1 protein-coding gene is annotated in these 867 nt (G+C 47.2%); it reads right to left on the bottom strand.

Annotated features, from left to right (window positions below; genetic code table 11):
- Positions 1–825, bottom strand: an 825-nt coding sequence (locus tag RM553_RS19510) for a transposase (RefSeq protein ID WP_311536638.1), incomplete at its 3' end; no start/stop codon positions are given.
- Positions 826–867 lie beyond the last annotated feature (42 nt).

Genomic DNA, 867 nt, shown 5'->3' with positions numbered 1-867 from the left:
GTATGCCCTTACATCGGTAATCACGTGCGCTTCAATATCTACCGCAAGGTTGCACAGGTAGTTCAGTTTTCTGGCTTTACCGGGTTTGACACTAATCCTTGCATCGGGATCGGTGGGGCTGTAATGGGTTTTGTTGCTGGTGTACCTGCTGCCTTTGTTTTTGGCTCCGGGGCGCATGTCCTGGTCCTGGCTCCATTTTTTGTTCCGGCTCTTTATTTCCTGAAGCTCCTTTTTACTGGCGGTAATTTTTTGCTGTTCTTCAGGAGCTTTGTTGCTTTTTGCTTTGCGGTCCCTGCTGCTTTGTACACGCACCCTGGAAAGGTGCTCTTCCAGGTCTTCTGCCGGGACTTTGATCTCCAGACTGTCCATGGAAGCGTTCGCCTTTACGGGAGCTGAATCTATGGCCTGGGTATGTCCGCTTACCAGCCCCGCTTCAATGCACAGCTTTAAAACTTTGGTGAAAACTTCCTCGAAAATATCTTCAGGAAAAAGCTGGCGGGTGCGGCTGATGGTACTGTGCCAGGGCAGTTCTTCATCCACATCATACCCTAAAAAATAAAGAATATCCAATCGCATTGCGCAGTGGTTCATCACACTACGGTCGTAGGTAATGTTCTCCAAATAGCCCACCAGGCAGATCTTGAAAAAGACCACCGGGTCGATGCTTTTTTGGCCGCTCTCTCCGTAGAACTTTTGAGTAAGAGGATAAAGAAACTCAAGGTTCAGGGCTTCTTTTAAGCGTCTGTAAAAATTTTCTTTGGGAACCCTGTCACTGAGACGGAAGGAAGTGAAGAGTTTTTCCTGATAATTCTTTTTGCCTTGCATGCAGTAAATTAGCACTTTTGACTAACTTGTGCAACAGGCACA

It is taken from the genome of Autumnicola tepida, from assembly GCF_031846485.1.
Classification (GTDB): Bacteria; Bacteroidota; Bacteroidia; order Flavobacteriales; family Flavobacteriaceae; genus Autumnicola; species Autumnicola tepida.
The sequence above is the reverse complement of the archived record's forward strand: the minus strand, read 5'-3'. Positions and strand labels throughout refer to the sequence as shown.